Raw genomic sequence first — 16,470 nt, 5'->3', positions numbered from 1 at the left:
GGTTCAGGGCTTACGCTTCCTCGGACCGGTATTGAAGACCGGCACCTTTCGCACGGGCTTTGCGGCGGGCACGTCGGCAGCAACTTCGCCGCTATCGACCCATTTGCCCAGATTGCGCTTGCTGCCGCTGACTTTTGGTTTCTTCGGCTTCTTCGGCTTTTTCAGAATCTGCCCAGTGGCATCCGTCGTGGGAACGCGGTGTTCAGGAATAAAATCCGGTTCTTCGCGACGTTGCAGGGTCTGGCGCGTCAGCACTTCAATGGCGCTGAGCAGCTCGACTTCGTCCGCACAGACCAGCGAAATCGCTTCCCCCGTCTGCCCGGCACGCCCCGTGCGACCGATGCGGTGCACGTAATCCTCCGCGACGATCGGCAGGTCGAGGTTAACCACAGTTGGTAGGTCATCGATGTCGAGACCGCGAGCCGCCACATCAGTGGCCACCAGAATCTGCACTTCCCCCGCTTTGAAACGATCCAGCGCCCGCTGACGGGTCGCCTGCGGCTTGTCGCCATGAATGCCGTCGGCGTTGATGCTCAGGCCCTGCAGGCGATCCACCAACTGATCGACGCCGACACGCGTCTTCGCAAACACCAACACCTGGCTCCAGCGCTGCTTCTTCAACAGATGAATGAACAGCTCGCTCTTGCGCTTCTTGTCGACCGTCACCACCCACTGCTTGACCGACGACGCCGCAACGTTGCGTGGGCTGACCTCAATGCTCAGCGGGTTATCGAGCATCTGCCCCGCCAGCACGCGGATCGAATCGGAGAACGTGGCGGAAAACAGCAACGTCTGGCGACGCTTCGGCAGCGCGGCGTAGATATCACGCAGTTCTTCGGAAAAACCCAGGTCGAGCATGCGATCGGCTTCGTCGAGGATCAGCGTCTGAACCTGAGAAAACTTCACCGCGTTCTGACGATACAGGTCGAGCAAACGACCCGGCGTGGCCACCAGCACATCGACACCGCGACGCAACTTCATCATTTGCGGATTAATGCTCACGCCGCCATAAACCGCATAGGTGGCCAGCGGCAGGTGTTCCGCGTATTGGTGAATCGCTTCATGCACCTGCTCTGCCAGCTCGCGAGTCGGCACCAGCACCAATGCCCGCACCGAGTTGGCCGCTACTTTCGGGCCTTCCATCGTCAAGCGTTGCAGCAACGGCAGAGCGAAACCTGCGGTCTTGCCAGTGCCGGTCTGCGCAGCGGCCATCAGATCACGGCCCTCCAACACGGGAGGAATGGCGTTGGCCTGAACAGGGGTGGGCGTCTGGTAGCCAAGCGCATCAAGCGCGCGCAGCAGGGGTTCGATCAGGCCAAGAGAAGCGAATGTCATGGGATTACCGTTGGAAAAAGGTCAGCGCATTAGGGCTGTGAAGAGCCAATGGCGCGCAGTTTAACCTGTCTAGGCCATGATCTGCTCGCACCAGTGCAGCAGCAATCAGTACGAATACCACAAGTGAACGGCATCCACTGGCTCTGCCATTGTAATAAGAGATAAGAATCTTCCTAAAAATGACGTAAGAAGTTTCAAAGAAAAAACATGCGAGCGGGAAAAGTCCCACAAAATTTCAAGAAACATCTCGTGTTTAAACCCGGTAAACTTGCACTCGCCGGAAATGAAAATCCCAATCATTTGAATATACAAATCGCCCAGGTATTGCCTGGACTCTTGAATCCGCCAATAGAACCCCGGGACACACATGTCTACCGAGACACCTAAACACTTACCTATATTATTGAGCCTGATTATCAACGACCTTAAGGCCCGATACCTCACCAACTATCTCGGTTTTCTCTGGGTGCTTATTCAACCCTGTGCAACCGCGCTGATTTTATGGTTCGTTTTCGAGTACGGATTCAAAGTTCCTCCACACCATGACTATCCTTTTTTACTATGGCTGGCGTGCGGGCTGATCCCTTGGTTCTACATAGCCGAGTCGCTGAACACCGGGTGCCATGCGGTAAAAGACAATGGCTTTCTGGTCAAAAAAATTGTGTTCAACGTTTCACTCCTACCGATCGTTAAAATAGCGTCGGCACTCGCCGTACATTGCCTATTCATTTGCATTCTATTCGGATTATTTTTGGCATATGGATATTCACCCTCAGCACACTGGCTTCAATTGGGCTACTACGTGGCCTGTCTTTCTGCACTCCTCCTTTCATTGGCGTGGCTTACCAGCGCGATCGTCATATTTTTTCCAGACCTGTCACAAATTATAGCGATGATGACTCAGCTCGGATTCTGGTTAACGCCCGTATTTTGGGACATCAAGGCACTTTCGAGCTCAGTGAGCCAATACTTTTATCTGAATCCTTTTACCTACATCGTTGAAGGCTTCAGAGACTCCATGATCAGAGGCATCTGGTTCTGGGAACATCCGATTCAAAGCGTTCTGTTCTGGTCTGGAGTGGTTATGTTGGCATCGGCGAGTCGATATACATTTAAAAAACTCAGGCCTCACTTCTCGGACGTTATGTGATGGAAAATTCACCAACTCAAGTCATAGCCGTGACGGGCGTAGGAAAACAATACAAGCTGTACAAGAAGCCTGTTGATCGTTTTTTGGAGGCACTGTCATTTTCAGGAAAACCGCGACACCGTGCGTTTCATGCCTTATCCAACATCAGTTTCAACGTAGCGAAAGGTCAAACAGTTGGCATATTAGGGAGAAATGGCGCAGGTAAAAGCACGCTTTTGAAAATCCTCACCGGGGTACTAACGCCCAGTGAAGGCGAAGTTCAAATCACAGGGCGTGTAGCGTCCCTGCTGGAGCTCGGCGCAGGTTTCAACCCCGAATACACAGGGCTGGAAAATATTTATTTTCAAGGGGCTTTGATGGGCTATGGCGCATCAGAAATGAAAAAACGTCTTCCGCAGATTCTGCAATTTGCTGATATAGGAGATTTTATTGAGCAACCTGTCCGAGTCTACAGTAGCGGAATGTTTGCACGCCTTGCATTTTCCGTCGCCATCAATGTCGACCCTGACATACTGATCATTGACGAAGCGCTGAGCGTAGGGGATGCAGGATTCCAACTGAAGTGCATGTTGAAAATGCAGGAAATGCAACTTCGCGGCACAACCATTCTTTTTGTTTCTCACGACACACAATCTGTGATCCGGTTCTGCCAAGCCGTTATCGTCATGGATCAAGGGCGACTAATCGAATACAGCCACGACGTATTAACCGCTGCAAAAAATTATGAAAAACAGGCGCGCAATAACGGTGCGATTCCGCTTTGCACGGCCCCGCCTATGCAGAATGACATCTGCTATGAACAAGAACTGGGTGACATCTCCGAGGTGAGATTCGGTTCAGGTCAAGCAAAAATAAACGCGGTCGACTTTATCACAGCCGATGGCAACGTCAGCAATCAATTTTCACCATCAGACTGGGTTACGATGCGCTGTTATATCCAGTCTGCACAAACGCTGAATAACGTCGTCGTAGGCTGGTCCCTGAGAAACATCAAGGGACTGGACGTCGCCGGGGACAATACATTACTGGCAGGTCAAACGTTAAATTTGGAACGTGGAGATTATAAATTAATCTTAAACTTTCCATTGCACATCGCACCTGGCGAATATTTTTTATTTATCGGCATGGCGCATCTGGGTCCAGAAAGAGTTGAACTCGATCAGAGATGGCCCCTGAGAAAAATCACTATTACAAGTTCACGCACGGTGGTCGGTGCCGCCTTTTGCCCCTCTACTGCTAACATGATCAAGGTTACGTAATTTATGCCATTGCCGGAAAAAGACGGTCTCGCCTCCTCCCCTCGAAGGGCGATTGCACCGATCAGCAAGAACCAGGCGCTGCTACCAGCAAAGACAAGTGGCACGCATCAGAACAAAAAGGTCATGTTTTACACATTGCCAATGGTTCTGCGGGAGCGCCCGACACTTTTCAGCAGTATCGTAGACGTTTACCTCCCGTTAGCTGATCAGTTTGCTGTCGACGGCTGGGACTGTGTATTCGTTGGCACCGACGAGCTCCACCGTGAGTATCCGGAGTTTGCTCACGAATGGATAAGTCCCGCTACGCTGGCGTGCTCATACCCCGACTGGATGCGTACTGACTGGTTGCAAGATTGGGCTGGGATCCTGAGTGGTCGATCACCTGAATTCCACGAAGAATTTGTGCGCACCCTGATGCATCGCGCCCAGCCAGATCTGGTTTTTTGTTGGAACTTTGACAGCGCACTCAAGACCGCGTGTTCGGAGTACAACATCAGTCTCCTTTTCAACGAATTAGGAATGCTTCGTGCGCCAAATCCTCTGACCTACTTCTCGGACCCCTGCGGCGTCAATGCTCGTAGCAGTTTCCAGGCGCAATTCCCTCAATCCAACGCATGCAGTCGAGCGTCGAATCTGGAAAGCGCGATCGCGAGGTTAAGGGCACTTGAAGAGCTCTATTGTCCACCAGGAAGCGCGCGTCCGTCCGGATGCCTGATTCTGCTTCAAGTAAGGGACGACTCCAACGCCATCACAGGCTCGCCGTTTCCGGCGATGGCGGACTTTGTCAACTGCGTACTCAAGGCCGTCGCCCCTTCCGGCATGTCCATAACGGTCAAACCCCACCCGCTGGATGACCTTCCGCATCTCCCAGACGGCGTAACAGTTGCAGACAAGGCTGCCTCTATCGAAAAACTGATAGGTTCAGCGGAAGTCGTCTTCACCCTCAACTCATCTGCCGGTTTCGAAGCAGCTCTGGCAGGAAAAGCCGTTTATGTTTTGGGAGACGCCGCGTACTCCAATATTGGACTGACTGTCGACGTTCCGAACCCGTGCGCATTGCCCGAAGCTTGGGATAACCACAGGAACTCTTTCACGCCTGCTCTGGAGCTCAGGGCGCGAGCACTTTATTTTGCGGAGCGAAACTATTTTCTTTCGCCTGCTCAGTTTATCGAACCCCTTTGCCATTTCGAGAAGCTGAAATATCAAGGCTCTCGGCTTGCGAATACAAGGGACGTTGAAAAGAGTGATGGTTTCCAGCAGTACACGCTTGTCAATCGGTTAAAAAATATAAACAACGCACACAAAGCCGAGTTTGCTCGCCTGAGCGCCAAAACCACTGCCTGCAAAGCTGAAATGCAAGCTCAGATCAATTGGCTGACACAATGTCTTACAGCGATGGAGCGCTCTAACTCATGGCGGGCCACTCGGCCGTTGCGGGCGGCATCAGAAAAGCTCGGCGAGTGTCGAGTTTTTCTACGCGATTATTATCAACGAAAACCTTTTTTGTTGATTTTGAAGATCAGACTTGAACGCGCGAGCGCATACGCTAAAAAGACAGTTTCTGCTACGTTTCAATCAAAAAACAATGCTAAGGCGTTACAAGTACTGACAGAGCGGCGCTTTTCCTACTCCTTGACCCCAAGACGTTCAGCGCCCAATGAGCCGATCATTGATGTGTCGATCGTCACGTACAACAGCGCCAAATGGGTCGACCGCTTCATCAACTCTCTAACAACGCAAGCGTATCCGCTGAATAAAGTCAGATTGTATTTCGTCGACAACGGATCAACCGATGACACTGTTCGGCTGCTAGAGCGCTGGCGTGAACAGCTCTCGGGGGCTGTGGCAAAGTTTCAGATTGTGGAAGGCGCCAACGTGGGTTTTGGCGGAGGTCACGACCGCGTAATGAGGAGTTCAGAGGCAGAGTTCGTCCTGGTCACGAATATAGACATCGAATTCACCGACCAGGCCATTCACGCACTTGTCGCAGCCGCGAGCGAAGACGCGAATTGCGAGATCGCGTCTTGGGAGGCACGCCAAGCCCCGTATGAACATCCCAAATATTATGATCCGGTCACACTCGAGGTTAACTGGTCATCGCACGCCTGTGTTTTGATCCGAAAATCCGCTTACTTAAGCTGCGGCGGTTACGAGCCAAAAATCTTCATGTATGGAGAGGACGTAGAACTTTCTTATCGATTTCGCTCATATGGGTACAGGCTAAAATATTGCCCTTCCGCGCTCGTGCACCATTACACTTACGAGACGGAAGCCCAGGTCAAACCTCTGCAGTACAGAGGCAGCACACTCGCTAATCTTTATATCCGCTGGCGATATGGCAACATAACAGACAGAATTGCTGGACTGTTGTTACAAGGATGGTTGCTTTTCAGCCCCAGTGCGTACACGAATGCACGTCGGCATCTCATTTCCAATGCTTGCACCTTCGTCAAGAATGTTGTGCATTTTTCCAAAGGCAAAGGGCCTAGAGGAGACGAAGGCTACCCGTTTCGCGCATTTGATTATGAGATGACGCGTGGCGGGGCATTTTGGCCGGTAGGAAAATCGCTGAGCGCGCTCCCAAAAGTGACCGTCGTAACACGCACTTATCGAAAACGCGAAAAGTTTCTTCGGCAGTCAATCATCTCGGTCATAAACCAAACCTACCCAAACATAGAACTGATCATTGTGGAGGACGGCGGGAAGACAACACAGCCTTTGGTCGCCGAATTTATGACCATGCCAGGCGTAACCATTCGGTACTACGGCCTTGAAAAAGTCGGCCGATCAGTCACCGGAAATTATGGCTTGGAAATGGCAACCGGCGAATATTGCATGTTCCTCGACGATGATGACCTTTTATTTTCGGACCATGTCGAAGTGCTCGTTTCTTCGTTGCTAGACAATCCAAAAGCGGCGGCTGCCTATTCCCAGTCTATTGAAATCGCAACCAACGTAGATGATCAAGGCCATTATGATGAGATCAGCCATGTGGAACCCGAGACCTTCAAGCATTCGTTTGATTACAACATACTACTTGATCATAACTTCATCCCGATTCAGTCCCTTCTATTCAAACGAAGCCTATTTTTAAACAGAGGTGGTTTTGAGACTGACATGGACCACCTGGAAGATTGGAATTTATGGTTAAGGTATGGTTTTAACAATACGTTCTCTTACGTTGCCAAAACCACTTCTCTATTTAGGACACCTGCCGATTTTTCGACAAGAAAGGACCGACATATGCAGCTACACAATGCTTACTTCATTGCAAAAAATAGAGCCATCGAGTCTTGCAAGTCTTATTCTCAGGACCTGAATCAAATGGCGTAGCAGACTTAATTCACCACCGACAGCTATCGCGTCATAGCTGTCTGTAACAAGTACATCAGTGGCTTTTTTTTCACATTCCAAATATTGGAACGGCATTCGCTCGTCTGCAGAAAAGTCCCTGATGCCTATCTGGACCCACTACCGCCATGCAAAATCCAGGTTCAATAGCCTCCAAAGAGAAGGCTGCCGTCTTACTGGCAGCCTTCAATGGAATTCTATGGATAGAAGAGCAAATCAACTCTATCCTTCGACAAATCGATATTGAGGTCACTCTCTATATCAGTATCGATCCGTCAGACGACGGCACAGAAGTTTGGTGTAATGATTTGGCAGCGGCGCATCCCAACGTTGTTATTCTTCCTCAGGTCCCACCCTCCGGCGGCGCATCTCAGAACTTCTTTCGACTCATACGCGATGTGAATTTGCGTGACTATGATTACATCGCGTTCGCGGATCAGGACGATATTTGGTACTCCGACAAACTCATCCGTGCGGTGCAAGCGCTGAAGAGGGAAAACGCAGCAGGCTATTCAAGCAACGTCCTTGCGTTCTGGCCTACTGGACGCAGAAGCCTGATCGATAAGGCCCAGACGCAAGTGGAATGGGATTTTTTCTTCGAAGCCGCCGGCCCCGGGTGCACTTACGTTTTTACCAGGCACCTTGCGTGCGACCTCAAAACCTCAGTCTCGAAGCAATGGCAGACGGTGTCGCAGGTAACTCTTCACGATTGGTACTGCTATGCATTCGCTAGAAGAAATGGGTATAGGTGGTACATCGATTCTGAGCCCTCAATGGACTATAGGCAGCATGACCACAACCTTCTTGGGGCCAACAAGGGCATCCGGCGGCTAATCGAACGGTATCGACGGATCCAAGATGGGTGGTGGTTCGGACAGGTTCGACTGATCTCTCAGCTATTGGGCGTCCCCTCAAACCCTTTGATTAACACCAGCAACGTGTATTCAAAGTGGCAGCTTATGCTTTTATCGCTTAATGCAGGTCAGTGTAGGCGGAGGCTAAGAGACAAAATCGGATTCGCCATCATTTGCTGGCTCGAAATTCTCACGAGGCGAAGCCGAAAGCGCTGACAAAGTTTTTTTCCGCCCACAGTGCGTCGTTTACGAATTTGTCTGCACCGGAACCGGACTCTGCTTGCGCCACTGCGGCAAGCCGATCAGCACCACGGCGCTGATGATCACGGCCATGGCTGCGGATTCTGCCGGGCCGATGTGTTCGTCGGCGAACAGGACGCCCAGCATGACGGCGACGGCCGGGTTGACGTAGGCGTAGCTCGTCGCGGCAGCGGGGCGGACGTTTTTCAGAAGGTACATGTACGAACTGAACGCGACGATGGAGCCGAAGACCACCAGATAGGCCATGACCAGCCAGCCGGACAGGCCGGGGGATTGGGTCATTCGTTCGCCGCTGACGTAGCTGCCAATCAGCATCATGGCTCCGGCGACGAGCATTTCGCAGGCGCTGGCCATGGGGCCAGCGGGGAGTGGCAGGTAGCGGCTCCACACGGAGCCGAATGACCATGTGGCTGCCGCGAAAATGACCAATGCCGCGCCCATGGGGCTGGCTTGCAGGTTGGAGCCGAGGTTGAGCAGTGCGATACCGATCAGCCCGAGCACGATGCCCGCCCACTCCAGCCGGGTGTTGCGATGCCCCCAGATCAGCCCGAACAACAGGGTAAACAGCGGTACAACGGCGACCGCCAGCGCCGCCACCCCCGACGCAACCCCCGCATGTTCGGCCAGGGTCACGGCGCCGTTGCCACACGCAAGCAGCAGAAAACCAATCATGCCCGCGGCTTTCCATTGCTTCCACGTGGGCATCGGCGCGCCGCGCAGGCGCATGAACGCGAACAGAATCGAGCCAGCAATAGTGAAGCGAACCCCTGCCATCATCAAGGGTGGCCAGGTTTCAATGCCGATACGGATAGCGAGATAGGTCGAGCCCCAGATCACGTAAAGCGCGAAGAAGGCCCCGATGAGCAGCAAGGGAAAGCGGCGGGAAGCAGGCATGAAAGGCTCGACTTTTATTCTGAGTGTTGGTCCTGCGGGGAAGACAGTCACTCGGATTTTTTGGAGCGCTATTGTAGGAACATTGATCTGACAGAATCAGTAACAACTGAAGACTTTTCGACCCATACACTTTTTCAGCCAGATCTGATCAACCCTCAGAACCCACGATGCTTGCTGATTGCCTCAGCGATTTTTTTCGCGGGGACCTTCTGCAACGTGCACATTAACTTGTGGGAAACCCCGGCCAGACCGTGAGTGGTGCGCAGTTCCCGACTCAGGTGCGCCGTGAGGTTGGCCGCCATCTCGGCATCGGCCATGGCCCGGTGAGCCTTGCCGGTGTTTGGCAGCCCCGCCCAGGACGTCAACGTACCGAGTTTGTGATTCGGCGCGGCAGGCAGTAGACGTCGCGCCAACAGCATGGAGCAAGCAAAGCTTTGCTCGCGGTTACGTTTGATGCGGGACAGTTCGTAGTCCCAGAATTTCTGGTCGAACGCGGCGTTATGCGCGACCAGCGGCGTCAGCCCGACGAACTCTGCCACTTCGTTCATGACTCGCTCGGCCGGGGGCGCGGTACGGAGCATGCTGTTGCTGATGCCGGTGAGCGATTCGATGAACGACGGTATACGCACGCCAGCGTTCATCAGGCTCTGATAACGCTCGACGATGACGCCCTCTTCCATGATGACCACGGCAATCTCGGTCGCCCGACAATTGCTGTTGGGAGAAATGCCGGTGGTTTCGAAGTCGATGACGGCGATGCGTTCTTGCATGGAAAAACCTTTAAATTTTACGTTTTGACGCAGTTCACCTGTAGGAGTGAGCTTGCTCGCGATGACGGCAGATTATTCAACACTGTGGTATCAGGCAGACCGAAATCGCGAGCAAGCTCACTCCTACAGTCCTCAGCTTTTAAGCAACAACCCGCCTTCAATCGGCACATATCGGCTGGCGGCACGGATCAGTGAATTCGCGGTCAGGCCCGGTACGCCGTAGGCCACCGCCTCGACCCCGTGTTTGCTGATGATGCGTTCGAGCAGCAGATCAAAGTCGCCATCGCCCGACGCCAGCACGACTTCGTCGACATTGGGAGCAACGTCCATGATGTCGATGGTGATGCCCACGTCCCAGTCGCCTTTGGCCGAGCCGTCGCTGCGCTGGATGTAGGGCTTGAGTTTGACGGTGAAACCGAGGTTGCGAAGGATCTGCTGGAATTGCTGTTGTTTGGCGTCGCCGCGATCAATGGCGTAAGCGTATGCCTCGACGATCTGCCCACGCTGACTGATGTCCGCCCACAAGGCGGCATAGTTGAAGTGACAACCATGAGCCTGACGCACGGTGTAATACAGGTTCTGTACGTCGGCAAACACCGCGATTCTTCTCACCGGAACTCCTCGATGCGCTGACAAGCGACTTCGACCCGAACGCCGGATCGGCGCTCAGTATGCCAGTTTGAGAAGGGGATTGAAGGTCTGTGTGCCGGTTGAGGGGCGAGGCGTGAATGTTCTGCGAACAATCAAACAAGGAACCGCATGCAGCCGGAAAGGCTACATGCGGTTACGGATGAGTCCTCAGACGTAAGAATCGTCGTCATCACCACCAAAGAAACCACCACTGTCATCATTGCTGTAGTCAGTGTCCGCGAAACCACCGGAGTCATTACCCCAGCCATCGTTGCTGGTCACGCGCTGCTGGTCGTCGCCCCAGCCGCTGTTTCCATTGCCGAGATCATGATCGGCAGCCGGTTGCGCCGGCTGTTGTTCGATGATTTCGACGATTTCCTGGGGCTGGCTGTTGTGGTGGAACAGGCTGCTGATGCCTTCAGCGAGCATCACGCCACCGGCCACACCGGCTGCAGTTTTCAACGCACCGCCGAGAAAGCCACTGCCAATGGGGGCTGCGGGCGCCTGTTGTGGAGGCTGCGCGTAGTTGCCTTGTGGAGGCGGGTTATATGGAGGTGGGCTGGCGGGACCGTCGCGCCAGCCGCTGCCCGATGACGGTGGAGGGCTCGATGGGCGCGAGAAGGACGACGCCGGCTGCTGTGGCTGCGGATCGCGGGAGCCGCCGCCAAAGATGCTCGACAGGAAACCGCCGCTGCTCTGGGCCGGCGCGGCTTGTGTCTGGGCTTTGGCGCGTTGAAGCTCAGCCTGGAGCTGTTGGATCTGCTCGTCGCGCTGACGGCTTTGGGCTTCCAGCTGTTTGATAGCGACTTCCTGAACCAGAATCGCCTGCGCCATGTAATACGGGGCGCCAGGCTGCCGTGTCAGGTGATCCTTGATCAGCGCCTCGGCCTGGGCGTCTCGGGGGGCCGACTCGGTTTCCGCTTGTTTGAGTTTGGTAAACAAGCCGTCGATCAGGGTTTGCTCTTCGCTGTTCATGGCGACCTCGTTAGATTGCCGTAAGAATTCTGTGACGTGACCACAATGGTCAGACACAAACAGTAATGGGGCGTTTCAAGGGCGTTTCAATAGAGTGTAGAAAAAGTTAAGAAGCGGGTCAGACCTGCCTTATTGGCCCGTAAGACCGCTCATACGTTAAAGTGTCCGCCTGGTTTTTCCTGTGACCCATTCATGAATCCGCTGACGATCATTCAAGACTCGCTTTACTTTTTCCGCCGCCATTTCGCGACCATCGTGACGCTGTGCCTGCCACTGGTAATTCTCGAAGCCCTGACCAAGCAACTGCTCGCCAGCGCTGTGGGGCCGGACGGTTCTGCGAGCTGGCAATTGCTGATCGGACTTTTGTTTTACCCGCTCTACACCGGCGCGCTGATTCTGTTCCTCGCCGCCAAGACCCGTGGCGAAACGCCCGCCAAGCGCGACCTGCTGGCCGCCACGTTGCGCCTTTGGCCGACCTTCGCGGTCCTGACCGCTTTGAGTACGCTGCTGATCATGGCCGGTCTGTCGCTGTTCATCGTTCCCGGCGTGTGGGTGATGATCAAGCTGGTGTTCTCGGAGTACCTGCTGGTGCTGCGTGGGTTGGGGCCGCTGGACGCGATGCGCGAAAGCTTCAAGATGACCCGCGGGCATCTGGTACGGATTCTGGCGTGCGTGCTGTTCGTTTACATTCCGCTGTCGGTGCTCGAAGGCCTGAGCCTGTACGTGCTGCCCGATCAGCAAAGCCCGCTGCTGTCGTTGGCAGTGGACAGCACTTCCAGTTTCTTGCAGCTGTTCATTAGCGTGGTGATGTTCCGTCTGTTCATGCTGATCGACGAACCCGTCCGACCGGCCTGAGGAGCGCCGATGCAACGTTCATTGCGCTACCTCATCGCCTTTGCGCTGTTGGTCGTTCTGGCGGCGGGCCTGATCTACGACGTGACCTGGCACCCCGCCCGACATGAGCAGATGCCGGTCACCTGCAACGCCAAGGACGCCAGGCCTCCCATCCTCGTCCCCGGTCAGACGCTGAAAGTCATGACGTGGAATATTCAGTACCTCGCGGGCAAACGCTATGTGTTCTGGTACGACCTCTCCGACGGCAGCGGCCCTGATGAACGCCCGACTCCCGAAGACATTGCTTACAACCTGGATGAAGTGGCGCGGGTCATTCGCGACGAGCAGCCGGACATCGTGCTGTTGCAGGAGGTCGATGACGGCGCCAAAAACACCGACTACACCAATCAACTGGCACTGTTGCAGGAGCGGGTGACAGATCTGTACCCGTGCAGCACCGAGGCGTTTTACTGGAAATCGGATTTCGTGCCTAACCCGCATATCTACGGCAGCGTCGGCACCAAGCTGGCGACATTGAGTCGCTATCGACTGGACACGGCCGAACGCCTGCAATTGCCCTTACCAAGTGGCAACTGGCTGGGTCGCCTATTTGAACCCAAGCGCGCTTTGCTGGTGAGTTTTCTGCCGCTTCGCGATGGTGGGCAACTGGCGGTGGTGAACACGCATTTGGGGGATTTCAAACCCGGCGACGACACCGTTCAAAGACAGGTGGCTGCAACGACGCAACGGCTGGACACGCTCGAAGCCAACGGGACGCTGTGGATCACCGGTGGCGACTTCAATCTGCTGCCACAAGGACAGTATGAGCGGTTGCCCGCCGAACAACGCGAACAATACGCGCCTGAGAGTCAGCTGCATGCGCTGTGGGAAAAATACCCAATGATCCCCAGCAACGACGACGTCAACGGTGAGAGTCCGCGAAAGTGGTACACGCGCTTCCCCAACGACCCACGAGTGAACGGGCCGGATCGCACGCTCGATTATCTGTTTTACAGCCCGGCGCTGAAGCGGATCGACGCGCAGGTTCGGCAGGAAGATACGTTGCTGATTTCGGATCATTTGCCGGTGATTGGGCGGTTTTTGTTGCCGGCCAAGGAATAAGCCTGAATGAAGCTCACATCTGTAGGAGCGAATTCATTCTGGGCGGCATTCCGACGAGAGGCCGGTAAAGCCGCCACCGCTCTGTCGGTCATGCCGACGCCTCGCGAATGAATTCGCGCCTACAGGGTGGACCTTCATCCGGCAATGGATCTGGGCTTACTTCCTCGGCTTGATCCGCGCGGTCGGCTCGGCAATCAACGGATTGTCTGGCCAGTAATATTTCGTATCACCTATCTACCTGATGGATTGACAACGTATGACCCCCGGAAAATATAGGCTTCAGCCAGCCCAGGCGAAACCAGCATTGACTGTCAATGCTATTGCTAAAGATTGACTATCTGTAGGTCGACTACGGCAGACATTGACACTCTATCCGTTAGACGCACGCTCGCTTCAGCCCCACCATTGACACTATAGAGTTCAGCTCGGAAAAACCTCCCGAGCGTCTCGGACCTTAGGTAGCGTTCGTGAAGAGAAAATTTGGCTGTGTTGGGCGATGTAGCCTCAATTTCGACGGGACTACACTGCGGCTGATGAAGATATCCAGCGAATTGGCGACGCGATGATCTGTAAACGGCATTCTTCTCTCCTTGATTTGCCCTGCATCCCTATCGGCAACGACCGGAAAAAATTGCGTGCGGTTCGTCGCCCCATCGAGCTGAACAATACGTCTCAGAACAGTGAAGAGACGAATTCAGCTACAGGCTCTGGAAGCAAGTCCTGTGGATGATCGCCGCCCCAAGTGGCCAGCCCGCTGCTGCCCTTGATGATTCCAGAGCTGGTCACATCACCAGTTCGCACATTGACCACGTCCACTTTGACTTCAACCTTGTCCGGGATCATTGACCACTCGGTGGCTCGGTGTTCCCAGTGCAGTATTGTCGGGAATATAATGTCTTGGTCAGTACGCTGAGCCTGGGAGACGGCATCCTCGAAGTTTTCCGCCACGCCGCCGATTCGCACCAATCGTGATTTGGCACTGGTGGCGTTGTAGATGATTTTAGCAGTATTTCTCCCTGAGCCGTTGTAGACGTGAGTTCGTACTCACTATCTAGTGACGTCGAAATCAGAATACGGTCGCTTGCCGCAATGCGCGCTGAGCCATTCTGCTGCGGAGTCCAGTTGTGAGAGTCGGCACATCCGACCAGCGCGAGGATAAAACCTAGAGGAACAAAAAGCGCATCGATACATCCTTGTTAAAAGACCAACGTTTCTGAGCCGTGACTTTACGCCATTCGCAATTCTGCCTACTACCAGAAGCTCCAAGCTTTTTACTCAGGGCACACAGCATCCGCCGCTCTTTCCGTTTCCCGTCACTTCGTCCTGACCGTCCAACGCTGTTCGATCTTGGTCGTGTAGCATCTGCTCATTCGCCCACTTTGGTGCAGCAGGCACACTAGCTAAACGAAAAACGCCTCCCCCCCTGCGGCCATTGATCTCATCCAGAACCCCCATCACTTTGTCAGCTGCAGGGGCTGCGAATGAGCGAATAGATCGCCTATAAACTCATCAAACTGAAGCAGATCCAGGAGAAGCGTCTGCCATGCTGTAGTCGAAGCCGAGCCCAGAAATGCGATTAACCGCTTCGGTTACAGCTTTTGTCATCAGCTGAGAAATAAAGGAATTGCGTATACATCAGTGATCAGTATAGCTGACCACAAAGCCATCAAGTCCAACAGAATACCGCCCGTCTCGATCCCCAAGAAAAGAATAGCTCTTCAAACGTGCGAGTGTATCGCCAGAAAAACTATATCTATTACTTTTGATCAATTCTAAAATCTCTCGATCAAGGCCTATACTCAACTTTCTGCCACCCTCTACCAGATCATAAAACTCAACATCCAAGCCATCTATTTTTTCCCGCTTAGAATTACGGTCGAGATACTTACCAGCAAGCAAGAACGGAGCATAATAGGCGTCGAAAAATTTTTTATTATCAATATCCATGTGTTTCCCGTCATCGCCTGAAGGATCATCTAGGTATGTAAGTATCCGATCCGAACCAATATAAGTAGCACAAGCGGTACCCGTCGCCGGCTGCAAGCCATGTATTTTCTCCACCTGTCGCACCTGTTGCTTTGCTTCAGCAATTTTACTGTTCAAATGAGACGCTGACGAAGATAGCCCTTTAGCCTCGAATACATGCCACTTCGCATCTTAGGTTTGCCCTACAAGGTCGGGCTCTTTTGATCGCGCGCGACTAACCTGCGGTGCGAAAGTTATTGCATCTTGCTTCTTTAGAGACTCCACGTGATGCAGATTTGGGATATTCAAAAGCTTTTCCGAATACAATTTAGCAAAAGCCATTCCCAAATTATAACTAATTATTCTTTTTTCATCAGAAACAAGACTATCAAATACAGGGTGTCGCCTAATCCCTTTTAAGTCCGATTGAATGTTACTTGCAACAACTGCTACTTTTTTTATGATTGACTCATAAAGCACCCTAGTAAATCCGTAGCTCTTAATAGCTTGGAGTGACATAAATGAGGGATTGCCAACAGTTATAATGCTACGATACAGATCAATTTTCTTGCATCGCAGCGCTTGCTCTCCCACAGTGTTTATTGTATGAAACGGCTTTTGATAATTTGTAACAACTCGGTAAATATCCGGCATAAATTCAAAACTTCTGGCGAATGGATAATGAAAACTTACAAAATAATCTAGCGAGCGAGTTTATCGATTATTTGTACGCATTGCACATATTTACTTCCTGCTACCTTAAGATTCTCGCGAGTGGAAGTGGCATTCCTGTCGAGGAAGGGAAGAGCACCGGAATAATTAGTGGAATAGCCATTCCAAACCAGGCAAAAGCTTCCTGATCCAATCAGCATCGGGATCGAGACTGTCGTTGTAGGAATACTCAAGCAGCCCGGGCGGGACAGCCCCACAATCGAGCCAGAGACGAGAATGCCCCACTGGGCACTGAGCCACAATAGCTGACAACAGAGATCGGACGTGACGGCACGTGAACAATCTTAAGCAGACGCGAGATTGCAATGGAGCCAGTGCTCTCTGATGAGCCCTCCCAA

Annotated in this window: 14 protein-coding genes; 6 read left to right on the top strand and 8 right to left on the bottom strand. The window is 53.1% G+C overall.

Annotation, left to right across the window (positions count from 1 at the left end; all coding sequences use genetic code 11):
* Positions 1-3 precede the first annotated feature (3 nt).
* Positions 4-1,335 (bottom strand): DEAD/DEAH box helicase, encoded by a 1,332-nt coding sequence (locus ACIQAL_RS26455; protein ID WP_401150551.1) that lies wholly within the window; start codon positions 1,333-1,335, stop codon positions 4-6.
* A 367-nt stretch (positions 1,336-1,702) separates the two neighbouring features.
* Between ACIQAL_RS26455 and ACIQAL_RS26450 the strand changes: the two genes are divergently transcribed.
* From ACIQAL_RS26450 to ACIQAL_RS26435, 4 genes are all read left to right on the top strand, one after another.
* Complete coding sequence (locus tag ACIQAL_RS26450) at positions 1,703-2,485, top strand: ABC transporter permease (RefSeq protein ID WP_401150549.1); 783 nt, start codon at positions 1,703-1,705, stop codon at positions 2,483-2,485.
* Complete coding sequence (locus ACIQAL_RS26445) at positions 2,485-3,744, top strand: ABC transporter ATP-binding protein (RefSeq protein ID WP_401150547.1); 1,260 nt, start codon at positions 2,485-2,487, stop codon at positions 3,742-3,744. Before ACIQAL_RS26450 ends, ACIQAL_RS26445 begins: the two co-directional genes overlap by 1 nt.
* 3 nt (positions 3,745-3,747) lie before the next feature.
* On the top strand, positions 3,748-7,077 hold the full coding sequence (locus ACIQAL_RS26440; RefSeq protein WP_401150546.1) for a glycosyltransferase: 3,330 nt from the start codon (positions 3,748-3,750) through the stop codon (positions 7,075-7,077).
* A 146-nt stretch (positions 7,078-7,223) separates the two neighbouring features.
* Positions 7,224-8,165, top strand: a complete 942-nt coding sequence (locus ACIQAL_RS26435) for a glycosyltransferase (RefSeq protein WP_401150545.1) — start codon at positions 7,224-7,226, stop codon at positions 8,163-8,165.
* Positions 8,166-8,195: 30 nt separating this feature from the next.
* Here the strand turns inward: ACIQAL_RS26435 and yedA are convergent, their stop codons facing one another.
* The 4 genes from yedA to ACIQAL_RS26415 all read right to left on the bottom strand — a co-directional run bounded on the left by yedA (position 8,196) and on the right by ACIQAL_RS26415 (position 11,479).
* Entirely contained in the window at positions 8,196-9,104 is a 909-nt protein-coding gene (yedA, locus tag ACIQAL_RS26430; protein WP_401150544.1) for a drug/metabolite exporter YedA, read from the bottom strand.
* 155 nt (positions 9,105-9,259) lie between these two features.
* Entirely contained in the window at positions 9,260-9,874 is a 615-nt protein-coding gene (locus ACIQAL_RS26425; RefSeq protein WP_401150543.1) for a PolC-type DNA polymerase III, read from the bottom strand.
* A 132-nt stretch (positions 9,875-10,006) separates the two neighbouring features.
* Positions 10,007-10,486, bottom strand: a complete 480-nt coding sequence (locus ACIQAL_RS26420; RefSeq protein ID WP_166597513.1) for an NYN domain-containing protein — start codon at positions 10,484-10,486, stop codon at positions 10,007-10,009.
* A 186-nt stretch (positions 10,487-10,672) separates the two neighbouring features.
* The gene (locus ACIQAL_RS26415; RefSeq protein ID WP_401150542.1) at positions 10,673-11,479 is read right to left on the bottom strand and encodes a DUF2076 domain-containing protein; all 807 of its coding nucleotides are present in this window, start codon (positions 11,477-11,479) and stop codon (positions 10,673-10,675) included.
* A gap of 192 nt (positions 11,480-11,671) precedes the next feature.
* On the opposite strand from ACIQAL_RS26415, the gene ACIQAL_RS26410 reads away from it, so the two are divergent.
* The gene (locus ACIQAL_RS26410) at positions 11,672-12,334 is read left to right on the top strand and encodes a YciC family protein (RefSeq protein WP_401150541.1); all 663 of its coding nucleotides are present in this window, start codon (positions 11,672-11,674) and stop codon (positions 12,332-12,334) included.
* A 9-nt stretch (positions 12,335-12,343) separates the two neighbouring features.
* Positions 12,344-13,435 carry an endonuclease/exonuclease/phosphatase family protein gene (locus ACIQAL_RS26405; protein WP_401150539.1) on the top strand — a complete coding sequence of 364 codons (1,092 nt, stop codon included), beginning with the start codon at positions 12,344-12,346 and terminating at the stop codon, positions 13,433-13,435.
* Between the two features lie 672 nt (positions 13,436-14,107).
* Here the strand turns inward: ACIQAL_RS26405 and ACIQAL_RS26400 are convergent.
* From ACIQAL_RS26400 to ACIQAL_RS26390, 3 genes are all read right to left on the bottom strand, one after another.
* Positions 14,108-14,431 (bottom strand): DUF4823 domain-containing protein, encoded by a 324-nt coding sequence (locus ACIQAL_RS26400; protein WP_401150604.1) that lies wholly within the window; start codon positions 14,429-14,431, stop codon positions 14,108-14,110.
* 639 nt (positions 14,432-15,070) lie between these two features.
* Entirely contained in the window at positions 15,071-15,538 is a 468-nt protein-coding gene (locus ACIQAL_RS26395) for a hypothetical protein (protein WP_401150538.1), read from the bottom strand.
* 54 nt (positions 15,539-15,592) lie between these two features.
* The gene (locus ACIQAL_RS26390; protein WP_401150536.1) at positions 15,593-16,054 is read right to left on the bottom strand and encodes a hypothetical protein; all 462 of its coding nucleotides are present in this window, start codon (positions 16,052-16,054) and stop codon (positions 15,593-15,595) included.
* Positions 16,055-16,470: the final 416 nt, after the last annotated feature.

This window comes from Pseudomonas sp. NPDC088368 (assembly GCF_044753445.1).
GTDB lineage: Bacteria > Pseudomonadota > Gammaproteobacteria > Pseudomonadales > Pseudomonadaceae > Aquipseudomonas > Aquipseudomonas bambusae.
Note: the sequence above shows the minus strand (reverse complement) of the source record. Positions and strands in the feature narration are given on the sequence as shown.

Bases quoted from the DNA above. Each gene is read 5' to 3' on its own strand.
- ACIQAL_RS26455 (WP_401150551.1), bottom strand. From the start codon at position 1,335: ATGACATTCGCTTCTCTTGGCCTGATCGAACCCCTGCTGCGCGCGCTT.
- ACIQAL_RS26450 (WP_401150549.1), top strand. From the start codon at position 1,703: ATGTCTACCGAGACACCTAAACACTTACCTATATTATTGAGCCTGATT.
- ACIQAL_RS26445 (WP_401150547.1), top strand. From the start codon at position 2,485: ATGGAAAATTCACCAACTCAAGTCATAGCCGTGACGGGCGTAGGAAAA.
- ACIQAL_RS26440 (WP_401150546.1), top strand. From the start codon at position 3,748: ATGCCATTGCCGGAAAAAGACGGTCTCGCCTCCTCCCCTCGAAGGGCG.
- ACIQAL_RS26435 (WP_401150545.1), top strand. From the start codon at position 7,224: ATGCAAAATCCAGGTTCAATAGCCTCCAAAGAGAAGGCTGCCGTCTTA.
- yedA (WP_401150544.1), bottom strand. From the start codon at position 9,104: ATGCCTGCTTCCCGCCGCTTTCCCTTGCTGCTCATCGGGGCCTTCTTC.
- ACIQAL_RS26425 (WP_401150543.1), bottom strand. From the start codon at position 9,874: ATGCAAGAACGCATCGCCGTCATCGACTTCGAAACCACCGGCATTTCT.
- ACIQAL_RS26415 (WP_401150542.1), bottom strand. From the start codon at position 11,479: ATGAACAGCGAAGAGCAAACCCTGATCGACGGCTTGTTTACCAAACTC.
- ACIQAL_RS26410 (WP_401150541.1), top strand. From the start codon at position 11,672: ATGAATCCGCTGACGATCATTCAAGACTCGCTTTACTTTTTCCGCCGC.
- ACIQAL_RS26405 (WP_401150539.1), top strand. From the start codon at position 12,344: ATGCAACGTTCATTGCGCTACCTCATCGCCTTTGCGCTGTTGGTCGTT.
- ACIQAL_RS26390 (WP_401150536.1), bottom strand. From the start codon at position 16,054: ATGCCGGATATTTACCGAGTTGTTACAAATTATCAAAAGCCGTTTCAT.